Raw genomic sequence first — 21,110 nt, 5'->3', positions numbered from 1 at the left:
TTTCCTTCGATTACGTCTTCTGCTGGGCAGACGACTCGACCTTCGGGTTCCATGGGGCTGGCTGTGCACACGGAGCGCGGTTGTGCGTCAGGCCATCCTTCCACGCCCTTACTCGGCGCGGGGTGACTTCATGCGACCCGGCTCGAACGGGTTGCGCACGAATACGTTCGGCCACCGTCTCGCCCGAAGCGCTATCGGCCACAGCCGGCGCGGGTCGAGGGCTGCCCTGGCGAAGCCTGGGGCGCTGGACCGGTGGTCGACGAGGTGTGCATGCTCGGCGAAGCCGGTGTGGTGATACGGAGACTGGTGTAATGGTGTGCGGCGAGGGGGGTTCCATCGATATCGTCGACGAGGTGGCGTTGCGGGACGCGGGTGCGGGTTGACAGGCCCTGAGCGTCACGGCGAGCAGCGGGAACGCGCAGTCGCGATGGTGGTCGGGCCCGAACTGTGACGGAGGTGCGTATGACGGTCGCTGACACGGTGGCGCCGCTGGTTCGTGCGGTGCTGGGCGCGCAGGCTCCGGTCGGGATCAGGTGTTGGGACGGCAGCCGGAGTGGGCCTGCGGACGCGCCCTGGCGGGTGCACCTGGTCAATAGGCGTGGTCTACGGCGATTGCTGTGGGCGCCCAACGACCTCGGTTTCGCTCGGGCCTACGTCTCCGGCGACATCGACATCGAGGGGGACCTGCTCGCCGGTCTGGACGTGTTGGAGCAGGTGTCGGACCCGAGCCGCGGCCCGGGTGTCCGGATCGACGGGCACACGAAGACGGCGGTGGTGAAAGCGGCGCTGCGCCTGGGGATCCTCGGCCCGCCCCCGCGGCCGCCGGCGGAGGAGATGAAACCGGTGCGCGGGCGCCGGCACGACAAGGGGCGTGACGCCGCCGCGATCAGCCACCACTACGACGTCGGCAACGACTTCTATCGACTCGTGCTCGGAGAGTCGATGACCTACTCGTGCGCGTACTGGGCGGCGCAGAGCGAGGATCTGGACGCCGCCCAGTACGCCAAATGCGATCTGGTGGCCCGCAAACTCGGCCTGACCGCGGGGATGCGGGTACTCGACGTCGGCTGCGGGTGGGGGACCTTCGCGCTGCACGCGGCACGTCACTACGGCGCGCACGTCGTCGGTGTCACCCTGTCCCACGAACAGGCGGACTACGCCGACAAACGGATGGTCGACGCGGGCGTGGGCGAGTTGGTGCAGATCCGGGTCCAGGACTACCGCGACGTCACCGACGGCCCCTACGACGCGATCTCGAGCATCGGCATGGCCGAGCACGTCGGCGCTGCGATGCTGGCGACCTATGCCGCGGACCTGTTCGCGCTGCTACGCCCGCAGGGGCGATTGCTCAACCACGCGATCTCGCGGCGACCGGGCAAATCCCTCGCCGAGTTCTCGAAAACGTCGTTCATCGATCGCTATGTGTTCCCCGATGGCGAGATCTTGCCGCTCGCGACGATGATCGAGGCGCTCGAAGGGGCCGGTTTCGAGGTGCGAGACGTCGAGTCGCTGCGCGAGCACTACGCGACGACCCTGCGGGCCTGGGTGGCGAACCTGGAGTCGAACTGGGACGAGGCGGTGGCCCACAGCAGCGCCGGGCGGGCACGAGTATGGCGGCTGTACATGGCCGGCTCGGCGTTGGCATTTGCGGCGAACCGGCTCGGGATCAATCAGGTCCTGGCGGTCAAATGCACCGAACGGGGTCACAGCGGCATGCCCGGCACCCGCGCCGAACTCCTGCGGCCACCCGAACCGGACCCCTCTCCGCCGGGCCACAGTCACACGCAGTGATGTCGGTCCTCTGCCGGCACACGGACACGATGCGGAGTTCTACCGGCTTCTGACGAGGTAGCCGGAGTTTGCTCGGCTCGACCGAGCTGACCATTCCGCGACCTTGCCACGGGCCTCGACTGGGATGATCCGAACTGACACCATTCGTACCCGTCGCGGCGACCGCCGTCGCACCCGAGAGTCCGAGGAGCCCCATGCCGAGTCGCACAGCCGGTGTCACCCTTGTGTCGGCCCTTGCGATGGCGATCCTGGCCGGGTGCGCGCAGCCGCAGGACGGGCAGCCGGTGGCCGAACCGACCACCGCGACGTCCTCCCGTCAGGCACCCACCGGCGGGGCCGCCGTGTCCACGACGGTGGGCGAACAGCCGTGCGACCCGGATGTCGACCTCGACGCACCTGAGGTCTTCGCGGTGGGCGAGCAGCTACCCCCGCCGCAGCAGATCACCGATGCCACGTGGCTGCAGGCGTACAACGGCAACTACAACCGCTGCAGCGACCTGAGCTACGCGCAGGTCGGGATCGTGGGGGCGACGGGATCGTCGCCGACCCACCTGCTGTTGTTCCACCGCGGCGACTACGTCGGCACCGCTACGCCGTGCGCGCTGAACCCGGCGGTGGTCGCAACGGCCTTCGACTCCATCGACGTCGAATACAACTACCCGCGCGAGGGCGAGCCGAACGCGGCCGCTACCGGTTTCGCGGAGCTGACGTTCACGTGGTCCGACGGCGGGGTCGTCACCGTCGGGCGACTGCCGGACGAGTACCTGGAGTTGACGGGATGCGACGAAATGCGGTGACATCGCCGGGCACTTCGATTGCCGCGGCATCGACGCGAACGTCGGTACGATCGCGGCAAGGTCGGGAAGCCACCCTCAGGACTGCCCGACGGAACAGACAAGGCAGAAACGATGGCAGTCGCCCCCATTCCGGTGGACCAGCGTGTGATCGGGATCGATTCGCGGCGCTTCGCCTCGATCGAGAAGGCGCTCGTCGAACTGATCACCAACAGTGACGACAGCTACTCCCGGCTGGACAACGGCCGCGCACAGGCGAACGGCCGCATCGACATCACCTACGAGCGCCACCAGTCGGGCGCGGTCCTGCAGGTCACCGACCATGCCGAAGGGATGCCGTTCGATCAGGCCGCCCGCATCCTGGCGTACGGGGCAGCCCACAGCCCGCTGTCGCGGGGCGAGGGCCATGGGCGGGGCTACTTCGGGCGCGGCCTCAAGCAGGCCGTGTTCGGTGTCGGCGCCGGAACGGTCGAGACCGTCAAGGACGGCCGGCTCACCCGCATCGACCTCTTCCGCGGCGAGAACGGCGGCTACCTCTACGACGACCACGGCGGCGACCGGCCGGTCTCCGACGACGACCGCGAACGCCTCGGCATCCCCGGGAACGGTACCCGGGTGACGTTGGTCGTGGAGAACCCGCACGTGGTCATCTCCCGGTACCAGACCGTGGTGCAGGCGCTGTCCGACAACGTCTACCTGCGTGAGGTGCTGTCGCGGCGGAGCGTGGAGGTGGTGCACGTCGCCGGTCGGCACGAGATCCAGCGCAGCGGCCGGGTGCTCTTCGACGAACCCCCGGCGCTCGTGCTGATCGGTCCGGACGCGCCCGGCAGCTTCGACTTCGACGGCGACGAGTACACCTTCACCCTCACCCTGAAGCGGGCCGAAGGTGCCGAGCTGGCCATGTCGGGGGACGAGCGCACGAACGGTCTCGTCGTCGTCTCGGGCCTCGCCGTGCTCGACTGTCAGATGTTCGAGTACGAGAACCAGGTGGGCGCCGAGTACCTGTTCGGCACCGTGCACTGCGCAGCCCTGATCGAGCGGCTCGGGCAGGGTGAGCCGATCATCAGCGACGAGCGTGAGGGTCTGAACCACAAGGACCGGTTCGTCGCCGCATTCTCGCATGCGGTCAGCGTTCGGCTCGCCGAATATGTGCTGGCCGAACGCGATCAGCTCAGACACCTCGAGCACGCGATAACCTCCGAGCACACCGCGCACATGATCGACCGGCTGCTGCACCGGATGAGCGAGTCGGCGATCCGGGATCTCGGGATCGGGCCGGCGCCGGCATCGGCACCGCTGACGACCGCGACCGGCACGGGGAAGTCGGTCGTCCTTGAATTCACGACGCCCTTCTACTACCGCAGGCCCGGCCATCGGTTCCACGTCACTCTGGAAGTCGACACCGAGCGCCTGCCCGGCGACGACAGGCTGACGATCACGTACACGCTGCCCGACTCGATGCGGATCGACCCCTGGCCCGCCGAGATTGCCGTGGAGCAGAAGGCCGGTGTGCAGCGGCTGGAATGGACGGTCGTCGGCGAGGCGGCCGGGGAGCGCGGCGAGATCATGGTGCGGTCCGGGGCGTTCTGGGCGTGGTGCGAGATCGTCATCGCCGAGAACGCGCCGTCGCCGCACCATGTGCCGCGCCCGCACACCCCGCCCCATCCGGAGGAACACCGACGGCCGCCACGCGACCACGGCGAGGACATGTTCGTCGGCTACGACCTGCGCTATCTCGGGGACGACGGTGGACGTGCCGTGTACGACCCCGAGCAGCGAACGATCCTCATCAACACCGGCGACCCCACCGTGCAGCTGTATCTGGACGGCCGGGGCCGGTTCCGCGATGCGGCACGACTGCTGCTGGCCGAGTTGTTCCTCGACGTGATCGCCGGCGAGTTGGCGCGCCGATCGCTCGAGAACAAGGGCTTGCAGGACGACGTCCACGCCTACACCGCCGCCAAGCAGAAGATCATCCGCCGCTACGGCGCGCAGATCCACAAGTCGTTCGCCTGAACGGGATTCGAGGTGGCGTCATGACGGAGCCGCGCAGGCCGCTCGACATCCCCACCACCGCTGCCATGCTCGAGGTCGCGCTCGCGGAGGCCCGTCTCGGCCTCGCCGAGGGCGGCATCCCGATCGGCGCGGCCCTGTTCGCCGCCGACGGGACGCTGCTCGGCCGCGGCCACAACCGGCGGGTGCAGGAGGGGGACCCGTCGCTGCACGCCGAGACCGCCGCCTTCCGGGCCGCGGGCCGCCGGCGCGACTACCGCTCGACGATCATGGTGACGACGTTGTCGCCGTGCTGGTACTGCAGCGGCCTGATCCGGCAGTTCGGCATCGGCGCGGTGGTGATCGGGGAGAGCGTCACGTTCACCGGCGGCCACGACTGGCTCGCCGAGCACGGGGTCGAGGTGACGGTGCTGAACGATCGACGCTGCATCGACATGATGGCGACGTTCGTCGCCGAGCACCCGGACCTGTGGCACGAGGACATCGGCGTCACACCCCCCGAGTAGGGGCGATCACCGAGTAGGAGTGATCACCGGGCCGTCGGTGGGGGAGCGGCCGGCTCGCATCCCTCGACGGTGATGCGGGCCAGTTCCGCGACGAAGTCCGCCGTGCTCCGGGATGCCGCGAGCGCTCGCCGCTGACGGCGCGCGCCGTTGCCCCGGCGCAGGATCCGCCGCACCGACGCGCGCGCGGACGGGAAGTCGCCGGCCTCCTCGAGGCCGGGCCGCACGTGCTCGAGCAGCGAGCCCAGCAGCCGGGCGGCGGGGACGGGCCGTTGCGTCAGCGGGTCCATCCCGTAGCCGTCGATGCCCTCCCGCGCGGCGCGCCAGCACGCGGCCTTCAGCCGGTCGGCCTCGAGCCGGGGCGCCGGGTCACCGCGGTGGACGGCGGTGAGCGCGGTGGACACGAGTCCGCGGACGAGGGTGGCGGCGGTGACGGTCTCCTCGATCGTGGCGGGCACGTCGCAGACCCGGATCTCGAGGGTGGGCAGGTGCGGCGAGAGCCGGATGTCCCAGTAGACCATCGCGGGGTCGAGGACGGTGCCGGCGTCGAGCATCATGGCGACGACGTCGTCGTAGTGCCGGGCGGACCGGAAGAAGGGCGGCGGCCCCCCGCTGCCCCAGCGCCCCCACTGGATGTGACGCCAGCTGGCGTAACCGGTGTCGGCGCCGGCGGTGACGGACGAGTTCGCCGTGAGCGCGAGCAGGGCGGGCAGCCAGGGCCGCAGGTGATTGCAGACCTGCACCGCGACGTCGCGATCGGGCACCCCGACGTGGACGTGACAGCCGCAGATCACCTGATCGGTCACCACCCCGAAGTGCTCGGCCATCCGCCGGTACCGGGCGGCGTCCGTGAGCGCCCCGGGCGGGGTGGTGTCGAACGGGGGCACTGCCGCCGCGAGCAGGCGGGCCCCGGCGCGTGCGGCGGCCGCCGCCGCCACCGTGCGCGAGACGCGCAGTTCCTGCCGCAGGTCGTCGATCCGGGTGCAGACCGGTGTGGCGGTCTCGACCTGGCAGCGCGACAGCTCGAGCTGGAGGTCGAGCCCGGCCTCGCGGGCATCGGCCACGACGGCGGCGTTGCTCAGCCGGGGCCGGCCGGAGTCGGCGTCGACGAGCAGCAACTCCTCCTCGACGCCCATGGTCAGCAGCCGGCCCGGGACATCGCCACGGTCGGATCCGGCACGGCGCGGCAGCGTGGACGTCATCGTCTCCTCCAACCGGAACGGCCGAAACAGCTCGGCAGGACCGTGGCTCCAGCCTGGCACGCGTCCCGGGCAGGTGGGAAGAGAACGGGAGGGAAATCAGGCGGCGCCGACGGCGTGGATACCGCGTGCCCACTGCTGCAGCGGCCGGTCTCCGAGCGCGATCGCGAGGGACTCGAGGGTGCGGACGCGGTCGGCCAGCTGGTCCGCGAGGACGTGTTCGAGGGCGGCGACGCTGCGCCTGTCCGCCGAGCCGGCGATGGTGGCGATGCAGTCGCTCAGCCGCGCCGCCCGAGACGACGACTTCGCGGATGTCGTGTGCGAATGCAGAATTCGTTCGAGGGTGTCGCATCGTTCCGACAAATAGCGAATGTCCGCCGCAATTTGCTGCTTCGCCATCGGATGCGAGCTGCGCTCGTGGCGAATTTCGAGTATCTGCAGTTGCGTCCGCACCAATTGGTGTACGGCCCGAATCTGGTCGCTCAGTGCGCTCGTGTTCGTGTTCATCGGGTTCCCTCTGCCGAATTCGATGATAGCCCCCGCGCCGGGCGATCCGGCGCATACCGGAGAATCTCGACTTCCGGCCGAGAAAGGACAGAAACGACGTTTCGGAATTCGGATCGGCACGGCCGCGAAGGGAAACGGCGACGAGGAGCGCCGCAGCAATTGTTGCCGCCTCCCACACCGGGCCGGTCACCGCGTCGGTGCGACCCGCTGCCGCGCCCGCGGCGAGATGCCCGGGCCGGGAGCCGTCCGCCGCGGGCGGTGCGAGCTCAGTCCTCGGGCAGCGGCGCCGACCAGAGCAGGCGGGTGCCGCCGGTGTCGACCGCGGTAGCGGTGAAGGTGCCCGCGACCTCCTCGGCGCGGGAGGCGAGGTTGTGCAGTCCGCTGCGCGCGACGGTGGCGGGAATGCCGACGCCGTTGTCGGTGACGTCGATGGTGAGGTAGTCGTCGACCGACACGGTGACAGTGACGTTGTTCGCGCCGGAGTGGTGCACCACATTGCTCATCGCCTCCCGCAGCACCGCCTCGGCGTGATCGGCGAGGGGCCCGGTGACCACGTTGAGCGGCCCGGACATGCGCACGACGGTGCGCAAGCCGACGTCGGCGGTGTGTTCGGCGACGATGTCGTGCAGGGCCTGCCGCAGTTGCCGGGTGCCCTCCATCCCGCCGTGCAGGTCGAAGATCGCGGTGCGCACGTCGGTGATGATGCTCTGCACGTCGTCGATCATGTCCGCCAGGCGCCCGCGGATCTCCGGCGCCCGGGTGCGGGCGTGGGTGCTCTGCAGGTTCAGGCCGTGGGCGAACAGCCGCTGAATGACGTGATCGTGCAGGTCCCGCGCGATGCGGTCCCGGTCGGCGAGCACGGTCAGAGAGTTGAGCCGTCGCTGGTCGTCGGCCAGCTTCAGCGCGAGCGCCGCCTGATCGGTGAAGGAGGTGGCGAGGAAGAGCTGACGGTCGTCGAACGGCTCCCGCCCCGGATCGCGAATGACCGACAGCACCCCCGAAATGGTGTCGGTCGACGCGCGCAGCGGCAGCAGCAGCGCCGGCCCGTGCCGGTCGCCGTCACCGTCGAACTCCGTGACCTGCAGAGGCTCACCGCACCGGTACACGGTTCCGGTCGCGGTCCCTTCGACCCGGATCCGCTTGCCCCCGAACCCGGACGGGTCCGAACCGGCGTATGCGGTGACGATCAGGGCCGCGACCTCCTCCGGCGGCACGTCGGGATCCTCGGGTTGGGCGATCTGCACGTGGTCCGCCTCCGACAGGGCCAGCGCGCGTCGGGCGATCAGGCCGAGCACCTCCTCCGGGTCGGTGTCGGCGAGCAGCTCGGCGCGGATCTCGCTCGTGGCCTCCTGCCAGCGCTGCCGCAGCCGGGCCTCCTCGAACAGGCGCGCATTGTCCACCGCGATGCCCGCCGCGGCCGCGAGGGCCTGCACGATCACCTCGTCGTCCTCGGTGAACGACTGACCATTGGCCTTCTCGGTGAGGTAGAGGTTGCCGAACGCCTCACCGTGCACCCGGACCGGGACACCCAGGAAGGTCCGCATGGGCGGGTGGTGGGCCGGGAAGCCGGACGAGGCCACGTGCTGGGCCAGATTGTCGAGGCGGATCGGTTTCGGCTGTTCGATCAGCAGTCCGAGCAGTCCGTGGCCGGTGGGGAGGTCGCCGATCAGCGCGCGGGTGTCTGCGTCTATGCCCTCGTACACGAAGTTCTGCAATCCGTCCCCGCGGCGGTTGAGGACGCCCAGGGCGCCGTAGCGGCAGTCCACGAGCTCGATCGCGGCGTGCACGATGCGCTCGAGCGTCGCCTCGAGCTCGAGCCCGGACGCGACCGTGAGCACGGCCTCGAGCAGACCGTCGATCTGATCGCGCGCGACGATCACCTGGTCGATGCGGTCCTGGACCTCCGCGAGCAGTTCCCTCAGTCGCAGCTGCGAGAGCGTCCCCGCGAGCAACGTTTCCTCGTCGGCGGCCATCGCTCACCCCTTCGGTGGATTACGTCCCGTACGCCGCGTGCCGGGCCGCTTCGAAAGGCCCGGTTTTTCCCATTGTGCCGAGGGTAATCCGTGGGTCACCCCCGGCGCGGTGACTTGCGCCCCGGTGGTGACGACTTTGGACCCTGCCGCGGGCCGCCTCGACGGGCGAGGGTGGAGTGCGGAGATGTCTTTGCAGGAGGGAAAGCCCAGGATGACGACGGGTCCGGAAGCTCCGCTCGCGCCGGGTCGGTGCATGGCGTTGCTGCGGTCGGTGCCGACCGGCCGTCTGGTCTACACCGACGGGGCGTTGCCCGCGGTGCACCCGGTGGCCTTCGCGGCGCCGAACGGCGAGATCGTCGTTCCCACCGGCGACGACGGGTGGTTCGAGCGTTTCGACGGCAGTCTGCTCGCCTTCCATGCCGAACAACTCGAGGCGCCGACCCGGTCGGGGTGGAGCGTGGTCGCGATCGGCCGCGCCCGGCTCGCGCGCGGGACGGACGGTCTCCGCGGATTCGACGGCGCCGGCGGCCTGCCGTGGGGCATCGGCACGGAGGATCCCCTCCTCGTCATCGACGTCGAGCACATCAGCGGGCGTCGTGCCACGCTGCCGTGGTGGCCCGGCGAGCGCGGTTGACAATCCAGTCCCCGAGCCGACCGTGAGCCGGCACACCGTGCGGTACCGTGCTGACCGGGGATTGGAGGCTGGCGCATGGTCAAGGTCTTTCTCGTCGACGACCACGAGGTCGTCCGCCGTGGCATCGCGGACCTGCTCACCACGGATCCCGAACTGACGATCGCGGGGGAGGCGTCGTCGTACGGCGAGGCTCTCGTGCGGGTACCTGCCGTAGAACCCGACGTCGCCGTGCTCGACGTCCGGCTCCCCGACGGCAACGGCATCGAGCTGTGCCGGGAACTGCTCTCGCAGATGCCGCGACTGCGCTGCCTGATGCTGACCTCGTTCACCGACGAGCAGGCGATGCTCGACGCGATACTCGCCGGCGCGAGCGGCTACGCGCTCAAGGACATCCGCGGCACCGAGCTGATCCAGGCCGTGCGGGACGTCGGGGCAGGCAAGTCCCTGCTCGACAGCCGCGCCGCGACCACGCTGATGGCGAAGCTGCGCGCCGACACCAGTAACGACGGCGGACCGTATGCGAACCTGACCGATCAGGAACGGACCCTGCTCGCGCTGCTCGGGGAGGGGCTGACCAACCGTCAGATCGCCGAACGGATGTTCCTGGCCGAGAAAACGGTGAAGAATTACGTGTCGCGGCTCCTGGCCAAGCTCGGGGTCGAACGCCGCACCCAGGCCGCGGTACTGGCGACGAAGGTGCCGCCGAGACGCCCCGGCGGGCGCTGAACGTTCCGTCGCCGCGCCGCCCGGGCGTTGCCGACGGCAGGACGGGCACCATGACGGACGACCGGCCCCGATTCGAGCGGCTGAGCCCGCTCGACGTAGGGAACCTGCGCGTCGAGGACCGCGGGGTGCCCATGCACGTGGCCGCGCTCGCCGTCCTGGACGGAGCGCCGCTGCGCGATGCGGCCGGACGCCTCCGGCTGGCGGCGATCCGCGAGCACGTCGCGCGGCGCACCCGCCGCGCGCCCCGACTGCGCCAGCGGCTGCACCGCCCGCCGCCGGGTGCCGGACCGCCCGTGTGGGTCGACGACCCGCACTTCGACATCTCGTGCCACGTGCGGACCCGCGCCCTGCCCGCTCCCGGCGACGAGGCCACCCTGTTGCGCACCTGCGCGGAACTCGACGAACCACGCCTCGACCGGTCCCGGCCGCTGTGGGAGATGTGGCTGCTCACGCACCGGGACGACGGGACGATCGCGCTGCTGCTGCGGCTCCACCACGTGGTCGCCGACGGCATCGCCGCCCTCGAACTGTTCGGCGCCCTGCTCGACACTGCCGCGACCACGCCCGACGAGGACCCCCGTCCCGTGCCCACCCCGGTTCCGCCACCCTCCGTGCGTGCGCTCGTCCGCGACAACCTGCACCGCCGGCCCGGGGCTGCGTGGCGGTGGCTCCGGGCAGTGCGGCCGACGGTGGCGGCGCGACGTGCCGCCCTGCGGGTGCGGCAGCTGCGCTCGCTCGCCCGGCAGGGCCGGGCCCCGCGGGTGTCGTTCGACGGTCCCGTCGGGCCGCACCGCCGGCTGAGCCTGGTGCGCTGCGACCTCGCCGAGGTCAGGCGCGTCGCACACGCGCACGGTGCGACGGTCAACGACGTCGTGCTCGCCGCCGTGGCCGCCGGCGCGCGGCGGCTCCTCGCGGCGCGCGGCGAACTCGACCCGGACCTGATCCTGAAGGCGTCGGTGGCGGCGTCGCTGCGCACCGCCGACGACCGGAGCCCGGGGAACCGGGTCGGGATCCTGCTCGTGCCCCTGCCGGTGGGGCCCGGGTCGGTGGCCGCCCGGGTCGCGGCCGTCGCCCGCGAGACCGCGCGGCTCAAGCGGGAGCCGCCGCTGCAGCCCGGGGGACGGCTGCTCCAGCGGTGGACGGTGCAGGTGATGCGGCGCCAACGGCTGGTCAATCTGTTCGTCAGCAATCTGGTCGGCCCGCCCGTGCCGCTGTACTTCGCGGGTGCCCGCGTGCGCGAGCTGTTCCAGGTCGGCGTGGTGCAGGGCAACGTCGGTGTCGCCGTCGGCGTGCTGTCCTACGCGGGCCGGCTGAACGTCGACGTCGTCGCCGATGCCGATCTCGTCCCGGACGTCGACGAGTTCGCCGGGGGGATCGTCGACGGCCTCGCGGAGCTGGGCGTCGCGGCGGTCGGCGGCCCGCCGCGTCGCTGACCCGGCCCTTCAGGCGCGATCGCGCCGACCGTGCGCGCCAGCGAATTGCATGCGCGGAGTGCTGAGAATTTCGCGAACCCGATTTCCCCTACCGCGTGCGGCAGCCGGGTCCGCGCTCGAATTGCGGGACCCGGCGCGTTTGGTAACAATTGGGTTCGGTGCACGGCACCGGTACGGTATGTACAAGATCAGAAATGGAGCTCCAGCATGGACTTTGGAACGTTGGCCGACTTCTTCGGAGCAATCGCCGACCTCTTCGGCGCGTTCGACTTCTTCTCCGGTTCCGCCGAGGACATGAACCTCAGCTGATCCGGGGGAAATAGAGGGGGCCTGCGGGTTGAGGACGCAGGCCCCCTTTTCCTGTCCGGGTCCCGGATACCGGTCGCCCGGTCGATCTCATTCTTTACCCGACGTTGATGTTCGATAAAGGTGAGATAACGCGAGATTGAATTTTCGAAAGCGCCGCCCGCTCCGGGGACCTCATTCGGCGTCGCGTTCGGCCAGGGCCACCGGCCGCATGTAGTCGGTGATGTACTCGCGCACCCACCACGCGCCGGTCTCGCGGCGCTCGCGCCACGTGGTGTACCGGTAGCTGAAGTACCGCGCCCGCACCCAGCGGGGCGGCGCGTCGGGGAACGGGTTACGCCGCAGCAGTGCCGTCACGTGCTCGTCGTTGGTCAGCAGCTTTTCGAGCAGTCGCCCGAACCAGGAGCGCGCGTAGTCGGGGGACAGCGCGGCGAACCACATCAGCCAGTCCAGCCGCAGGTGATACGGCGCGTACTGGCGGGGCCGGCGGCGCACGTCGCCGGGCTTGCCCTTGAACTCGTACTCGCGCCACACGGTGCCGGGGCCCACCTCCCGATCGGAGGTGCCCTCGACGATCACCTCGTGCCGGTGCCGGGTGATGCTGCCGAACGCGCCGTAGGTGTTGACGAAGTGCCACCGGTTGAACGAGGCGTTCATCGCCTGCCGGTGGGAGAGCATGTTCCGCACCGGCAGGTAGCTGAGCACCGCGACCGTCCCGGTCAGCGCCACGACCACCGCCACGAACACCGTCGGCGTCGTCCCGTACCCCGGACCGGGTTCGAGCGGCAGCAGACGCTCCCACCAGCTGTCCGGGATCACCGACAGGCCCAGCACGATCGCCAGCCAGTTCAGCCAGGAGAAGTTGCCGCTGACCACCAGCCACAACTGGGTGACGATCATGATCGACGCCGCGATCCCCGCGATCGGCTGCGGCGCGAACAGGAAGAAGGGCACCACGAGCTGGGTGACGTGGTTCCCGGCCACCTCGACCCGGTGCAGGGGCCTGGGCAGGTGGTGGAAGTACCAGCTCAGCGGGCCCGGCATCGGCTGGGTCTCGTGGTGGTAGTACAGGCACGTCAGATCCCGCCAGCACCGGTCGCCGCGCATCTTGATCAGGCCCGCCCCGAACTCGAGCCGGAACAGCAGCCAGCGCAGCAGGATCAGGACGAGCAGTGGCGGGGCGGTGTCCGCGTTGCCGAGGAAGATCGCCAGGAAGCCGGTTTCGAGCAGCAACGATTCCCAGCCGAACGAGTACCAGACCTGTCCGACGTTGACGATCGACAAGTACAGCAGCCACAGCAGGAACCAGACGAGCATCGACGCGATCAGCGGCAGCCGGTCCGTCACCCCGAGCGCGGTGGCGGCGGCCAGGACCGCGCCGAGACCGGCGACCGCCGCGAAGAGACGGTCCGAGTAGCGCAGGTGGAACACGCTCGGGGCCCGGCCGAACGACGTCGCCTTCAGGAAGCGGGGGATCGGCGTCAGGCCGGTGCTCCCGAGCAGCGCCCGGAACTGGTTGAGCGCCACCAGGAACGCGACGAGGTACACCAGGGCCAGCGCGCGCGTGCACAGCAGCCGTCCCAGCGAATACCCGTCGGCGTCGTACCATTCCACGGCAGGTCACCTCGTACCGGTGCGGACCCCTCGAGCATGGCACGCGCACCGCGTTTCGGGAGTGGATTCCCCGTGGTGGGCGGCGGGGTCAGCGCAGCGCCGGCGGGTTGTCCAGATCTCGCGCCGTGTACGTGTCGCACGCCGCGATCTGCCCGGTGGTGTACCCGGCGAGGAACCACTTCTGCCGCTGGTCGGACGACCCGTGCGTCCAGCCCTCGGGGTTCACCCGCCCGCCGGCGGAAGCCTGGATCCGGTCGTCGCCGACGGCGGACGCCGCCGACAGCGCGTCGCGGATGTCCTGCTGGGTGAGGGGCTGCAGGAACGGCTCCCCGGTGTTCGGATCCGGCTGCTTGTCGGCGTGGTACGCCCACGCCCCGGCATAGCAGTCGGCCTGCAGCTCGGTGCGGACGGCCCCGGAGTCGGCACCGCGCGGATCGGCCTGCGCGCGGCCGAGGTCCCCGAGCTGGTTCTGCAGGTGGTGACCCACCTCGTGCGCGACGACGTACTCCTGCGCGAGCGGGCCGGCGTTGGCGCCGAACCGGGTGACCAGGTCCTGGAAGAAGCTGGTGTCGAAGTACGCGGTCCGGTCGGCCGGGCAGTAGAACGGTCCGACGTCGCTCGTGGCGTTGCCGCAGCCCGTCGCGACCGCACCGGAGAACAGCACGACCGCGGGCCGGACGTACTCGACGCCGGTCTGCGGCCCGAGCTGCTGTTCCCACACCGCGTCGAGGCTGCCGACGGTGAACTGGACGCGGCAGTCGACGCTCGCGTTGGCGTCCGCCCCGGTCTCACAGCCCTCCAGGGTGCCCGAGCCGTACTGCCCGGACTGCTCCGGGGCGCCGCTGCCGAGGAGCGAGCCGGGATCACCTCCGAGCAGCAGTGCCAGGATCAGCACCAGCAGGCCGCCGGCGCCACCGCCGATCGCGATCTTCCCGCCCGGTCCGCCTCCGCCGCCGACCTGGATGCGGCCGCCCTCCATCCGAGCGCCCTCGTTGAACGTCATCGCCGCCTTCACTTCCTCGTCGCAGGGGGACCGATCGGTTCAGCTTGGCACGGCCGATCGGGTACGGGTGTCCTCGGCGGATGTGTGTCTTTCGTAGGATTGCAACGACGACGTCCCTCGTTAGGTTGTTTCGAAAGGAATTCCGTGCTGCGCACCCATCTCGCCGGCTCGTTGCGAGCCGAGCACGCCGAGCAGACCGTCACCCTCACCGGCTGGGTGGCCCGGCGCCGCGACCACGGCGGGGTGATCTTCATCGACCTGCGCGACGCGTCGGGTGTGTCGCAGGTCGTCTTCCGTGAGGGCGCCGTCCTCGAGCAGGCACACCGTCTGCGCGCCGAGTACTGCATCAAGGTCGTCGGAGTGGTCGAGGTCCGGCCGGAGGGCAACCAGAACTTCGACATCCCCACCGGCGCCGTCGAGGTCAACGCCTCGACGCTCGAGGTTCTCAACGAGGCCGCGCCGCTGCCGTTCCAGCTCGACGACCAGGTCGGCGAGGAAGCCCGCCTGAAGTACCGCTACCTGGACCTGCGCCGCGAGGGCCCGGGCAAGGCGATCCGGCTGCGCAGCAAGGTCAACGCCGCCGCCCGCGGCGTGCTCGCCCACCACAGCTTCGTGGAGGTCGAGACCCCGACGCTGACCCGCTCCACCCCGGAGGGCGCCCGCGACTTCGTGGTGCCGGCGCGGCTGCAGCCCGGCAGCTTCTACGCACTGCCGCAGTCGCCGCAGCTGTTCAAGCAGTTGCTGATGGCCGGCGGCATCGAGCGGTACTACCAGATCGCCCGCTGCTACCGCGACGAGGACTTCCGCGCCGACCGGCAGCCGGAGTTCACCCAGCTCGACATCGAGATGGCGTTCGTGAGCCAGGACGACGTGATCCTGCTCGCCGAGGAGATCCTGCACGCGCTGTGGCGCCTGGTCGGGCACGAGCTGACCACCCCGATCCCGCGCATGACCTACGCCGACGCGATGCGCCGCTACGGCTCCGACAAGCCCGACCTGCGTTTCGGCCTCGAGCTCGTCGAGTGCCGGGAGTTCTTCAAGGACACCACCTTCCGGGTGTTCCAGGCCGAGTACGTCGGCGCGGTCGTCATGCCCGGCGGCGCGAGCCAGCCGCGGCGCCAGCTCGACGCCTGGCAGGAGTGGGCCAAGCAGCGCGGCGCGAAGGGCTTGGCGTACGTGCTGGTCGGCGAGGACGGGGAGCTGTCCGGACCGGTCGCGAAGAACCTCACCGACGCCGAGCGCGAGGGCCTGGCCAAGCACGTCGGCGCCCAGCCCGGGGACTGCATCTTCTTCGCCGCCGGCGCCACCAAGCCCATGCGCGCGCTGCTCGGTGCCGCTCGCGGCGAGATCGCCCGCAAGCTCGATCTCATCGATCCCGACGACTGGAAGTTCGTGTGGGTCGTCGACGCCCCGCTGTTCGAGCCGGCCGCCGACGCCACCGCCTCCGGCGACGTCGCGCTCGGCAGCTCCGCATGGACGGCGGTGCACCACGCCTTCACCTCGCCGATGCCCGAGCACCTCGACACGTTCGACACCGATCCCGGCTCGGCCCTCGCCTACGCCTACGACATCGTGTGCAACGGTCACGAGATCGGCGGCGGCTCGATCCGAATCCACCGCACCGACATCCAGCAGCGCGTGTTCAAGGTGATGGGCATCTCCGAGGAGGAGGCGAACGAGAAGTTCGGCTTCCTGCTCGAGGCATTCAAGTACGGCGCTCCGCCGCACGGCGGCATCGCCTTCGGGTGGGACCGCATCACCGCCCTGCTCGCCGGCGCGGACTCGATCCGCGAGGTCATCGCGTTCCCGAAGTCCGGCGGCGGTGTCGACCCGCTGACCGACGCTCCGGCGCCGATCACCCCCGAGCAGCGCAAGGAGTCCGGGATCGACTTCAAGCCGGAGCCGAAGAAGGCCGAGAAGTAGAGCACCGACAGGACCTCGTCGGCGGCGCCTGCCCACGGGCCGGTGCCGCCGCGGTGTCAGAGGGCAGCGCGCACGGCGGGGCACGGCCTGGCACAGTGACAGCAGGCGCCGGACGGACGGAGAGGGCGGCAACGGCATGACCGACATGGTCGCCACACAGTCGCTGCGAGCGCGGTACGCCCACCGCGGACCGGAATTCGACGAACTCTTCGACCCCGCGGGCGACGTCCGCGAGCACTGGGCCGAACTGGCGGAGGGGTTGCAGGCACGTGGCCCCCAGGCGCTGGCCCGCTACCGGCAGCGGGTGCGCCGGCTCGTCGACAACCACGGCATCACATACACCCCCGTCGACGCCCGCACCGAGGAGACCGGTCCGGCCGCGCCGCACCGGTGGGAACTCGACGGGGTGCCGTTCGTCCTCTCCGCCGACGATTGGGGCACCCTCGAGCAGGGTCTGCTGCAGCGCTCACGGCTGCTCGACACGCTGCTCGCCGACCTGTACGGGCCGATGCGCACGCTCCGGGAGGGACTGCTGCCCCCGCAACTGGTGTTCGGCCATCGCGGCTACGTGCGGGCCGCGCACGGGCTCTCGCTCCCCGGGCCGCACCAGCTGTTCGTCCACGCAATCGACGTCGCCCGTGCCCGCGACGGCCGGTTCCGGGTGGTGCGGGACCACACCCAGGCCCCGTCCGGCGCCGGGTACGCCCTCGCCGACCGGCGGGTGACGGCACGCGCCATGCCCGACCTGTACCAGGCGACGAACCCACGGCCGCTGTCGCCGTTCGTCGAGGCGATGCGCCTCGCGCTGCGCGAGGCCGCACCCGCCGGCGCGGAGGACCCGGTGGTGGTCGTCCTCGGCCCGGGCGCACACTCGGAGACCGCCTTCGATCAGGCCCACATCGCGGGCGTCCTCGGGTTCCCGCTGGTCGAGGCCGCCGACCTGGTGGTGCGCGAGGGCCGGTTGTGGATGCGCTCGCTCGGCTCGCTCACCCGCGTCGACGTCGTGCTACGCCGCGTCGACGCCGCCTACGCGGACCCGCTCGACCTGCGGCCGGACTCGCGGCTCGGCGTGGTCGGGCTCGTGGAGGTGGTGCGGCGCGGCGCCGTCACCGTCGTCAACACCCTCGGCAGCGGGGTGCTCGAGAATCCGGCCCTGGCGGAGTTCCTGCCGTCGCTGTGCCGGGCCCTGCTCGACGAGGACCTGCTGCTCGAGCCGGTCCCCGCATACTGGGGCGGCACCCCGGCCGGGGTCGCGGCGCTGACGGAGAGGTTCGAGCAGCTGGTGCTGCGGTCGGCGGTCACCGCCCGGTCGGTGATGGTCGGCAGCCTAGACGCGCAGCAGCGCGAGGGTCTGCTCGCCCAGGTGCGAGCGCAGCCGGGGCGGTGGGTCGGCCAGGAGATTCCCGACCACTCGTACGTCCCGTCGCTGTCCGGAATCTCCGGCGGGCTCGGTGCCGCGCCGGTCGGCGTCCGACTGTTCACCGTCGCCCAGCGGGTCGGATTCACCCCCATGCCCGGTGGGCTCGGCGAGATCGTCGTCCCGGGCGCGACGCCGCGCACGCGGCCGCCGATGCGCGTCGTCGCCAAGGACGTGTGGGTGCGCACCGCCGCGCCCACGGCCACCACCGGCGCGACAGGCGTTCCGGCCGGGGACGAGGTGTCCACCTTCGCCGTGCCCCCCGTCGACGTCGTCGCCTCGCCTCGGGTGCTCAACGACCTGTTCTGGCTGGGCCGCTACGGCGAGCGTGCCGAGGACACCGCCCGCCTGCTCGTCGCGGTCCGCGAGCGCTACCAGGACTACCGCTTCCGGCCCTGGCTGCCGGGCAGCGAGTGCCTGCCCGTGCTGCTGTCGGCGCTCACCGCCGCGGCCCCCGGACCGGCGATCGCGGCGCAGCACACCGGTGCCGACGTCATGGACGACTACCACTCCGCCACAGCGGAATTCCGCTCCATGACCGTCGATCCGGAACGGCTCGGCTCGCTCGCCCAATCGTTCGCCGGACTCGACCAGGCGGCCCGGGCCGTGCGCGACCAGCTCTCCAACGACACGTGGGCCGTGCTCGCCGACGTCCAGCGCGCCCTCGACGCGCTCACCGAGGACCCCGACGACGACGGCTCCCTGCTCGGCGCCACCCAGTCCGCCGTCCTCGCCGGGATGCTCGCCCTGTCCGGGCTCGGGGCCGAATCGATGGTCCGTGACCTGGGCTGGCACGTGATGGACCTCGGCAAGCGGATCGAGCGGGCGCTGTCGCTGACCACCCTGCTGGCGACCACCCTCACCGTCGCCCGCGACGCCGCCACCGACCGGGCGCTGATGGAGACGGTGCTCGGCGCCGCGGAGAGCTCGGTGACCTACCGCCGCCGCAACCACCGGGTGCGCCCGGCCGCCGTCGCGCAGCTGCTGCTGCTCGACACCACCAACCCCCGCTCGCTGGCGTGGGTGCTCGAACGCCTGCGCGAGAACTTGCGGGCGCTGCCCGACGCCTCCGGCTCGACCCGGCCCGAACGCCTCGCCGACGAGCTGCTGACCCGGCTGCGCCGGGTGGACCCGGTCGACCTCGAGACCGCCACCGACGGCGTCCGCCGCGAGCTCGCCGATCTCCTCGCGGCCGTCCACACCGGACTCGAGCAGCTGGCCGAGCAGCTGCTGCGCGGGCCGCTGTCGCTGCCCGGCGGCACCCGGCCGCTGTGGGGCGGCGCCCAGCGGAGGACCCTGCCGTGACCGATCCGCTCGACCCCGCCCGGCGCCGGTACCGCATCGTGCATCGCACCACCTACCGGTACTCCGGCGTGGTGACCTCCTCGTACGGCCGCGGCTACCTGCTGCCCCGCGACACCGACAACCAGCGGGTCGTCTCGAGCAGCGTCACCGTCGACCCCGCCCCGGCCGACACGTCGGTGGGGGCGGACCTGTGGGGCAACCGCGACGTCTACTTCCACGTCGCCGAGCCCCACGACACGCTCGTCGTCACCGCGGAGTCCGAGGTGACGGTGACCCCGCCGGATCCGGCGCGGCTGGTCGCCGGTCCCGCCGTCGCGCCGTGGGAGTCGGCGCGGCCGGTCGGCACGGCCGGCGCCCTGGCCACCGACTTCGTTCTGGACCTCGACCCGCCCGAGGTCGACGCCGAGGTACTCGCCTACGCCGCGCCCACCTTCCCTCCGGGCCGGCCGCTGGTCGAGGCGATCGCCGAACTCACCCACCGCATCTTCACCGACTTCGCCTACCACTCCGGATCGACGTCGGTGTCCACGCGCGTCGCCGAGGTCCTGGTCGCGCGCTCCGGCGTGTGCCAGGACTTCGCGCGCCTGGCCCTCGCCTGCCTGCGCGCGCACGGCCTCGCCGCCCGCTACGTGTCCGGCTACCTCGCCACCGATCCGCCCCCCGGACGCGAACGCATGGTGGGCGTCGACGCGACGCACGCCTGGGCGGCGGTGTGGCTGCCCGGCGACACGTGGCTCGCCTTCGACCCGACCAACGACCAGTTCGTGGACGAGCGGTACACCACCGTCGCGTGGGGCCGCGACTACGCCGACGTGCCGCCGCTGCGCGGGGTGATCTACACCGAAGCCAAGGACAGCACCATCGACGTGTCCGTCGACGTGGCTCCGCTCGCGCCCACCGGCGGCGACCGCACCGACCCCGAACCGACAGGAGCGGCCGATGCGTGACTTCTCGTGCCCGATGTGCGGGCAGCAACTGACCTTCGAGAACTCGGTCTGCCTGCGCTGCGGCAGCGCAATCGGCTTCGACCTCGGCACCGTCTCGATGGTCGCGATCCTGCCCGAGGACGACGCCGACGGTCCGGCCTCCGGTGCGGTGCCGGCCCGCCGCTACCGGCTGTGCGACAACCTGCACCTGGCCCGCTGCAACTGGATCGTCGGCCGCGACGAGCCCGGCCTGTGCCGGTCGTGCCGGCTCACCCGCACCCGCCCGGCCGACGACGACACCGACGCGCTGGCCGCGTTCGCCGACGCCGAGGCCGCCAAGCGCCGGCTGATCGTCGAACTCACCGAACTCGGCCTGCCGCTCACCGGCCGCGACACCGACCCGGACACCGGCCTCGCGTTCGACCTGCTGTCGAGCCGCGACGAGCAGGTCCTCACCGGACACGCGTCGGGAGTGATCTCCCTCGATCTCGCCGAGGGCGACGACGTGCACCGTGAGCAGCTGCGGATCGAGATGGGCGAGCCGTACCGCACCCTGCTGGGCCACTTCCGGCACGAGATCGGGCACTACTACCAGATGGTCCTGATCGCCACCCCCGCCGTGCGGGCCCGGTTCGAGGCGCTGTTCGGCGATCCCGACGCGGACTACCAGGCGGCGCTGGACCGGCACTACTCCGAGGGAGCACCCGACGGGTGGGAGGACGAGTTCGTCTCCTCGTACGCGACGATGCATCCGGCCGAGGACTGGGCCGAGACGTTCGCGCACTATCTGCACATGCGGGACGCGCTGGACACCGCCGCCGGGTTCGGGTTCGCACCCGCCGGCGCCGCCCTGGACCGCCCCCAGCCCGGCCCGGCCGGCTTCGACAAACTCCTCGAGCGCTGGCTGCCGCTGGCCTGGTCGCTGAACATGGTCAACCGGTCGATGGGTCACACCGATCTGTATCCGTTCGTGCTACCCCCGCCCGTTTTGGTCAAGATGCGGTTCGTGCACGAACTGATCGTCGCCCGAACCGGGTAGATTG

General features: G+C 71.1%; 16 protein-coding genes. 11 read left to right on the top strand and 5 right to left on the bottom strand.

The window, feature by feature from the left end; genetic code table 11:
- The first annotated feature begins 462 nt into the window (after positions 1-462).
- From OCS65_RS16195 to OCS65_RS16180, 4 genes are all read left to right on the top strand, one after another.
- Complete coding sequence (locus tag OCS65_RS16195) at positions 463-1,791, top strand: SAM-dependent methyltransferase (RefSeq protein WP_263507291.1); 1,329 nt, start codon at positions 463-465, stop codon at positions 1,789-1,791.
- A gap of 194 nt (positions 1,792-1,985) precedes the next feature.
- The gene (locus tag OCS65_RS16190) at positions 1,986-2,588 is read left to right on the top strand and encodes an LppP/LprE family lipoprotein (protein WP_263507289.1); all 603 of its coding nucleotides are present in this window, start codon (positions 1,986-1,988) and stop codon (positions 2,586-2,588) included.
- 111 nt (positions 2,589-2,699) lie between these two features.
- Entirely contained in the window at positions 2,700-4,601 is a 1,902-nt protein-coding gene (locus OCS65_RS16185; protein ID WP_263507287.1) for an ATP-binding protein, read from the top strand.
- A 65-nt stretch (positions 4,602-4,666) separates the two neighbouring features.
- Complete coding sequence (locus tag OCS65_RS16180) at positions 4,667-5,104, top strand: nucleoside deaminase (RefSeq protein WP_029543547.1); 438 nt, start codon at positions 4,667-4,669, stop codon at positions 5,102-5,104.
- A gap of 23 nt (positions 5,105-5,127) precedes the next feature.
- Here OCS65_RS16180 and OCS65_RS16175 read toward each other — a convergent pair whose 3' ends face one another.
- The 3 genes from OCS65_RS16175 to OCS65_RS16165 all read right to left on the bottom strand — a co-directional run bounded on the left by OCS65_RS16175 (position 5,128) and on the right by OCS65_RS16165 (position 8,780).
- Positions 5,128-6,303, bottom strand: coding sequence for a carboxylate-amine ligase (locus OCS65_RS16175; protein WP_072635204.1), 1,176 nt, complete (start codon positions 6,301-6,303; stop codon positions 5,128-5,130).
- Between the two features lie 96 nt (positions 6,304-6,399).
- Entirely contained in the window at positions 6,400-6,966 is a 567-nt protein-coding gene (locus tag OCS65_RS16170) for a hypothetical protein (protein WP_235431208.1), read from the bottom strand.
- Positions 6,967-7,073: 107 nt separating this feature from the next.
- A complete protein-coding gene (locus OCS65_RS16165; RefSeq protein WP_006930700.1) occupies positions 7,074-8,780 on the bottom strand; it encodes a sensor histidine kinase in 1,707 nt (568 codons plus the stop codon).
- Positions 8,781-8,991: 211 nt separating this feature from the next.
- On the opposite strand from OCS65_RS16165, the gene OCS65_RS16160 reads away from it, so the two are divergent.
- The 3 genes from OCS65_RS16160 (at position 8,992) to OCS65_RS16150 (ending at position 11,573) form a co-directional block, all read left to right on the top strand.
- A complete protein-coding gene (locus OCS65_RS16160) occupies positions 8,992-9,414 on the top strand; it encodes a pyridoxamine 5'-phosphate oxidase family protein (protein WP_044475568.1) in 423 nt (140 codons plus the stop codon).
- 75 nt (positions 9,415-9,489) lie between these two features.
- The gene (locus OCS65_RS16155) at positions 9,490-10,140 is read left to right on the top strand and encodes a response regulator (RefSeq protein ID WP_029543555.1); all 651 of its coding nucleotides are present in this window, start codon (positions 9,490-9,492) and stop codon (positions 10,138-10,140) included.
- A 50-nt stretch (positions 10,141-10,190) separates the two neighbouring features.
- Complete coding sequence (locus OCS65_RS16150) at positions 10,191-11,573, top strand: wax ester/triacylglycerol synthase family O-acyltransferase (protein WP_006930706.1); 1,383 nt, start codon at positions 10,191-10,193, stop codon at positions 11,571-11,573.
- A gap of 480 nt (positions 11,574-12,053) precedes the next feature.
- On the opposite strand, the gene OCS65_RS16145 is transcribed toward OCS65_RS16150, so the two are convergent.
- A complete protein-coding gene (locus OCS65_RS16145; protein ID WP_065922588.1) occupies positions 12,054-13,493 on the bottom strand; it encodes a lipase maturation factor family protein in 1,440 nt (479 codons plus the stop codon).
- Positions 13,494-13,581: 88 nt separating this feature from the next.
- The gene (gene ypfJ / locus OCS65_RS16140) at positions 13,582-14,496 is read right to left on the bottom strand and encodes a KPN_02809 family neutral zinc metallopeptidase (RefSeq protein WP_006930708.1); all 915 of its coding nucleotides are present in this window, start codon (positions 14,494-14,496) and stop codon (positions 13,582-13,584) included.
- 144 nt (positions 14,497-14,640) lie between these two features.
- Between ypfJ and aspS the strand changes: the two genes are divergently transcribed.
- The 4 genes from aspS (at position 14,641) to OCS65_RS16120 (ending at position 21,106) form a co-directional block, all read left to right on the top strand.
- Complete coding sequence (gene aspS / locus OCS65_RS16135; protein WP_006930709.1) at positions 14,641-16,419, top strand: aspartate--tRNA ligase; 1,779 nt, start codon at positions 14,641-14,643, stop codon at positions 16,417-16,419.
- Positions 16,420-16,555: 136 nt separating this feature from the next.
- Positions 16,556-19,141: a circularly permuted type 2 ATP-grasp protein gene (locus tag OCS65_RS16130; RefSeq protein WP_102799126.1), complete on the top strand. Its 2,586-nt coding sequence runs from the start codon at positions 16,556-16,558 to the stop codon at positions 19,139-19,141.
- The gene (locus OCS65_RS16125; RefSeq protein ID WP_006944840.1) at positions 19,138-20,088 is read left to right on the top strand and encodes a transglutaminase family protein; all 951 of its coding nucleotides are present in this window, start codon (positions 19,138-19,140) and stop codon (positions 20,086-20,088) included. The genes OCS65_RS16130 and OCS65_RS16125 overlap by 4 nt, the downstream gene beginning before the upstream one ends.
- Positions 20,081-21,106: a zinc-binding metallopeptidase family protein gene (locus tag OCS65_RS16120; protein ID WP_006944841.1), complete on the top strand. Its 1,026-nt coding sequence runs from the start codon at positions 20,081-20,083 to the stop codon at positions 21,104-21,106. The genes OCS65_RS16125 and OCS65_RS16120 overlap by 8 nt, the downstream gene beginning before the upstream one ends.
- Positions 21,107-21,110 lie beyond the last annotated feature (4 nt).

The organism is Rhodococcus aetherivorans (assembly GCF_025722975.1).
Classification (GTDB): Bacteria; Actinomycetota; Actinomycetes; order Mycobacteriales; family Mycobacteriaceae; genus Rhodococcus; species Rhodococcus aetherivorans.
The sequence above is the reverse complement of the archived record's forward strand: the minus strand, read 5'-3'. Positions and strand labels throughout refer to the sequence as shown.

Coding starts and splice junctions, on each gene's coding strand:
- OCS65_RS16190 (WP_263507289.1), top strand. CDS start 1,986: ATGCCGAGTCGCACAGCCGGTGTCACCCTTGTGTCGGCCCTTGCGATG.
- ypfJ (WP_006930708.1), bottom strand. CDS start 14,496: ATGACGTTCAACGAGGGCGCTCGGATGGAGGGCGGCCGCATCCAGGTC.
- OCS65_RS16120 (WP_006944841.1), top strand. CDS start 20,081: ATGCGTGACTTCTCGTGCCCGATGTGCGGGCAGCAACTGACCTTCGAG.
- OCS65_RS16160 (WP_044475568.1), top strand. CDS start 8,992: ATGACGACGGGTCCGGAAGCTCCGCTCGCGCCGGGTCGGTGCATGGCG.
- OCS65_RS16175 (WP_072635204.1), bottom strand. CDS start 6,303: ATGACGTCCACGCTGCCGCGCCGTGCCGGATCCGACCGTGGCGATGTC.
- OCS65_RS16185 (WP_263507287.1), top strand. CDS start 2,700: ATGGCAGTCGCCCCCATTCCGGTGGACCAGCGTGTGATCGGGATCGAT.
- OCS65_RS16130 (WP_102799126.1), top strand. CDS start 16,556: ATGACCGACATGGTCGCCACACAGTCGCTGCGAGCGCGGTACGCCCAC.
- OCS65_RS16155 (WP_029543555.1), top strand. CDS start 9,490: ATGGTCAAGGTCTTTCTCGTCGACGACCACGAGGTCGTCCGCCGTGGC.
- OCS65_RS16150 (WP_006930706.1), top strand. CDS start 10,191: ATGACGGACGACCGGCCCCGATTCGAGCGGCTGAGCCCGCTCGACGTA.
- OCS65_RS16195 (WP_263507291.1), top strand. CDS start 463: ATGACGGTCGCTGACACGGTGGCGCCGCTGGTTCGTGCGGTGCTGGGC.
- OCS65_RS16180 (WP_029543547.1), top strand. CDS start 4,667: ATGCTCGAGGTCGCGCTCGCGGAGGCCCGTCTCGGCCTCGCCGAGGGC.
- OCS65_RS16165 (WP_006930700.1), bottom strand. CDS start 8,780: ATGGCCGCCGACGAGGAAACGTTGCTCGCGGGGACGCTCTCGCAGCTG.